Annotated in this window: 4 protein-coding genes; 2 read left to right on the top strand and 2 right to left on the bottom strand. The window is 67.4% G+C overall.

What is annotated here, in order from left to right:
• Positions 1–112: 112 nt before the first annotated feature.
• Complete coding sequence (locus AC1DQP_RS17140; protein WP_256774609.1) at positions 113–454, bottom strand: ribonuclease E inhibitor RraB; 342 nt, start codon at positions 452–454, stop codon at positions 113–115.
• Between the two features lie 120 nt (positions 455–574).
• A complete protein-coding gene (locus tag AC1DQP_RS17135; RefSeq protein ID WP_457320890.1) occupies positions 575–2,185 on the bottom strand; it encodes a transglycosylase SLT domain-containing protein in 1,611 nt (536 codons plus the stop codon).
• 134 nt (positions 2,186–2,319) lie between these two features.
• On the opposite strand from AC1DQP_RS17135, the gene AC1DQP_RS17130 reads away from it, so the two are divergent.
• On the top strand, positions 2,320–3,825 hold the full coding sequence (locus AC1DQP_RS17130) for a helicase HerA-like domain-containing protein (protein ID WP_478052070.1): 1,506 nt from the start codon (positions 2,320–2,322) through the stop codon (positions 3,823–3,825).
• Between the two features lie 55 nt (positions 3,826–3,880).
• Positions 3,881–4,376: transcription elongation factor GreB (gene greB / locus AC1DQP_RS17125; protein ID WP_478052069.1), on the top strand; the 496-nt coding region annotated here is incomplete at its 3' end.

The following is a 4,376-nucleotide window of genomic DNA, read 5'->3' as shown; positions in this document are numbered from 1 at the left end:
GCATTGCAGGCATTACGGGGAGCCGGCCAGCGGCCGGCACTACCGGGGCTCGCGCCCACGAAAAACGCCCCGGGAAATCGGGGCGTTTTTTGTGGGACGCGGTCCGCTGCGGTCAGATCTCGACCGGGCCCACATCCATGCCGTCGTAGTCTTCCACGCCATTGGCTTCGGCCAGGGCCTGCAGCTCGTGGTTGCGGGCGTCCAGCGAGGCCTCGGTGTGCACTTCGGCGCGCTCCACGTGCAGCACGTGATACGGCGCTTCGCCTTCTTCCAGGTCCGGCTCGAAGATCTCCACCAGCGTGTAGCCCAGCTCGACCAGCTTTTCCGACAGGCCGGTCAGCGGCTCCGGCGTGGTGTTGACGAAGAAGTAGCCCCACAGCATCGGGCCGTTGAGGTCCCAATCGGTGTTCTCGCGGATGTTGGCGAACATCTCGTTGATCGCGGTGATATCCATCTTGCTGTCCTGTATGCGTGTACCTGAGGGCCGCGGCGAAACGCCACGGCCGGCGATGGATGTGCTGTGGCGCGGGGGCCGCAGGCGTGATGCCGGCAGCCTACCCGATCCGGCCCGCGCTTACCTGTCGCAGCCCTGCAGCTTGAGCACCTGGCCYTGCTTGAGCGCGTACGCCGGGGCCTTGAGCCCGTTGGCGCGCGCCAGTTCACGCACGTCGCACTGGAACTTGTCGGCGATCGCGCCCAGCGTCTGGCCCTTGCCCACCTTGTGGCTGCGTACCGGCTTGGCCTTGGCCTTGGGCTTGGCGGCCGGGGTGGCCACCGGTGCGATCGGCGTGGCCGCCACTGCACTGGCCTGGACCTGCGTCACCGGCACCACACTGCCCACCGCCACGTTGCCGGTATAGCTGGCCACGCTCGGGCGCACGATCGCCGCGTTGAGGTCGGCGGTGATCAGCGTACGGGCCAGATCGGCGCGCGGGCCGCTCACGCAATAGCGGTTGTACAGCCCGGCGATGCGGGTGGTGGCGTTGATCGTGGTGCCCGCCGGGATCCAGCCGTCGGCTTCGTAACGCGGATTGAGGTTGCGCAGCGCGCGCATGTAGCCATCGCGGGTGCCGGCGCTGCCCAGGCAGATGGTCAGCTCGTAGATGGTGGTGGACTTGGCCAGGCGGATGGTGGCCGGCTGCGCGCTGATCTTCGGGAACTCCACGCCGTACTGCTGCGGGTGCAGGTAGATCCACGCCGCGGCGATCACCATCGGCACGTAATCCTTGGTCTCGCCGGGGAACTGGTTGTAGACGCTGTCGGTCCAGAAGCTCTGCCCGGCGCTCTGCTTGAACACGCGCGCGGCACGGCCCTCACCGCCGTTGTAGCCGGCCAGCGACAGCTCGACGTTGTTGTTGAGCTCGCGCATGCGTTCGTTGAGGTAGGTGGCACTGGCCTCGGCGGCACTGCGCGCGTCGAAGCGGGTGTCAAAGCCGGTGCCGTCCGGCCCCAGCCCGAAGCGACGGCCGGTGGCGGGCATGAACTGCATCAGCCCGGCCGCACCGGCGCGCGAGGACGCATGCACGCGGCCGTTGGATTCCTTGGCCATGATCCCGAACAGCAACGCTTCGGGCAGGCCGCGCTTCTCCCACTCGGGCCACATCACCGCGCGCAGGTTCTGGTAGTTCTCGTAGGTGGTCATCAACGCCGGGCGCATGTCGGTCAGCCAGCGGCGGATGCCGGCCTGCACGGCCGGGTTGTACTCGACCATGCTGTCGAAGGCGTGGCGCTTGTCATTGAGCAGCGCTGCGGCGCGTGCCGCCTCAGGCACGTCGGCAGCCAACGGCCCGGTGTGGTCCGGATCGGCTTCGAGCAGGCCGCCATCGCTGGCCAGTTCATCGCCTTCGCTGTCGCGGGTGTCGGCATTGTCCTTGAGCAGGCGCTTGTAGGCCGGCAGCATGTTGCTCACCTGGCAGCCCTTCTGGGCCACGCAGGCGCTGATCACGTCCTCCATGTCCTCCAGCGCGGCGTCGCCTTCGTTCTTGCCCTTGGGATCGGCGTTGGCCACCAGCACCAGCGCGGCGCGGTAGCGCTTCTCGGCCGCGGCCATGCGCTGCTCCAGCGCCTCGACCTTGACCCGATCACGCGCGGAAACCCGCTGGGCATGTGCCTCTGGCACGAATGACAGCATTGCAGCCAGCGCCAACAGCGGCCAACCACGGACAAGCAAGACAGGAACGGGCATTTTTGGCACTGTGTGCGAAAGATGGGGCAGAGTAGCCGCGCCGCTTGCATCGGGGCAACCCGCCAAGCGACCCGGCCTGCGCCGACGTTTAGAATCCTGCCCATTCACATAGCACCTCCACAAGCGAGTTGACCATGGATCCGATCCTGCTCGGCAAAGGCATCACCGACGATATCGCCGTGACCCTGCAACCCCGCCTGGGCAACCGCCACGGCCTGGTGGCCGGCGCTACCGGCACTGGCAAGACCGTCACGCTGATGACCCTGGCCGAAGGTTTCTCGCGGATCGGCGTGCCGGTGTTCCTGGCCGATGTGAAGGGCGACGTGGCCGGCCTGGCCGTGGCCGGCGCGGGCACCGAGGCGCTGCTGCAGCGCGCCGCCGAGATCGGCGTGACCGATTACGCGCCTGCCGCCAGCCCGACGGTGTTCTGGGACCTGTACGGCAAGCTCGGCCACCCGGTGCGCACTACCGTCAGCGAAATGGGCCCGACCCTGCTGGCGCGCATCCTGGAACTCAACGACACCCAGTCCGGCGTGCTCGACATCGTGTTCAAGCTGGCCGATGACCGCGGCCTGCTGCTGCTCGACCTGGACGACCTGCGCGCCCTGCTCGGCCTGGTCGCAGAAGAGCGCAAGGACATCTCCACCGAATACGGGCTGGTCAGTGCGCAGAGCGTGGCGGCCATCCAGCGTTCGCTGCTGCGCCTGTCGCAGGACGGCGGTGAAGCGTTCTTCGGCGAGCCGGCGCTGGAACTGGCCGACATCATGCGCGTCAACCACGATGGTCGTGGCGTGATCGGCATCCTTGCCGCCGACCAGCTGGTGCTCAAGCCCCGGCTGTATTCGACCTTCCTGCTATGGCTGTTGTCCGAACTGTTCGAGACGCTGCCGGAAGTGGGCGATCTGGACAAGCCCAAGCTGGTCTTCATCTTCGACGAAGCGCACCTGCTGTTCGACGATGCGCCACCGGCGCTGGTCCAGCGCATCGAGCAGGTGGTGCGGCTGATCCGCTCCAAGGGCGTGGGCGTGTACTTCTGCTCGCAGTTCCCCGATGACGTGCCGGCCAACATCCTCGGCCAGCTGGGCAACCGGGTGCAGCATGCGTTGCGCGCGTTCACCCCGCGCGACCAGAAGGCAGTAAGGACCGCAGCGGAAACCTTCGTGCCCAATCCCAAGCTCGATGTCGCCGCCGTACTGGCCAAGCTGGGCACCGGCGAGGCGCTGGTGTCCACGCTGCAGGACAAGGGCATTCCCTCACCCGTGCAACAGACCCAGATCGCGCCGCCGCGCTGCCGGATGGGCGCCATCACCGAGGCCGAACGTGCGCAGGTGCGCGCTGGCAGCCCGGTCGGCACGCGCTACGACGCTGCGATCAACCGCGAATCGGCGGCGGAACTGCTGGCCCAACGCGCGCAGAAGTCGGTCGCACAGGCCGATGCCCCTGCCGCGCGGWCGCGTCAGCAGGACGAGGCGCAGGAAGGCGGCTTCGGCCAGTCGATCAAGGATGCGATCTTCGGCACCAAGCGCCGCCAGGGCATGATCGAGACCATGGCCAAGCAGACCACGCGCACCGTGGGTACCAAGCTGGGCAACCAGATCGTGCGCGGCCTGCTTGGCGGTATTTTCGGCGGCAAACGTTGATACTGCGTGTCGCGCCGTCGGGCGCGGCACCTTTCCAAGAGCACAGACAGACCTGATGTCGCGTTGGCGTCCCCCTGCGGAAAAGAGTACGGCCCTGATCACCGCACAGGGTCACCAGCGGCTGAAAGTCGAACTGGACGACCTGTGGCGCGTGCGCCGCCCGGACGTGGTCAAGGCACTGGCAGCCGCCGCGGCCGAAGGCGACCGCTCGGAGAACGCCGAATACACCTACCGCAAGAAGCAGTTGGGCGAGATCGACCGCCGCGTGCGGTACCTGACCAAGCGGCTGGACGCGCTGCGCATCGTCGACCAGCCGCCGACCGACCCGCAGGCGGTGTTCTTCGGGGCATGGGTGGAACTGGAAAACGTGGACAGCGGCGAGGTGAGCCGCTATCGCATCGTCGGTCCGGATGAGACCGACGCGCCGACGGGATGGATCAGCATCGATTCGCCGCTGGCGCGGGCGTTGTTGAAAAAGCGCGTGGATGACGCGTTTGAGGTGGAGCTGCCGAGCGGGCGCCACGGCTTTGCGATCCTGGCGGTGGAGTACC

The organism is Stenotrophomonas sp. P5_A8, from assembly GCF_056400545.1.
The sequence above is the reverse complement of the archived record's forward strand: the minus strand, read 5'-3'. Positions and strand labels throughout refer to the sequence as shown.

Bases quoted from the DNA above. Each gene is read 5' to 3' on its own strand.
- AC1DQP_RS17140 (WP_256774609.1), bottom strand. From the start codon at position 454: ATGGATATCACCGCGATCAACGAGATGTTCGCCAACATCCGCGAGAAC.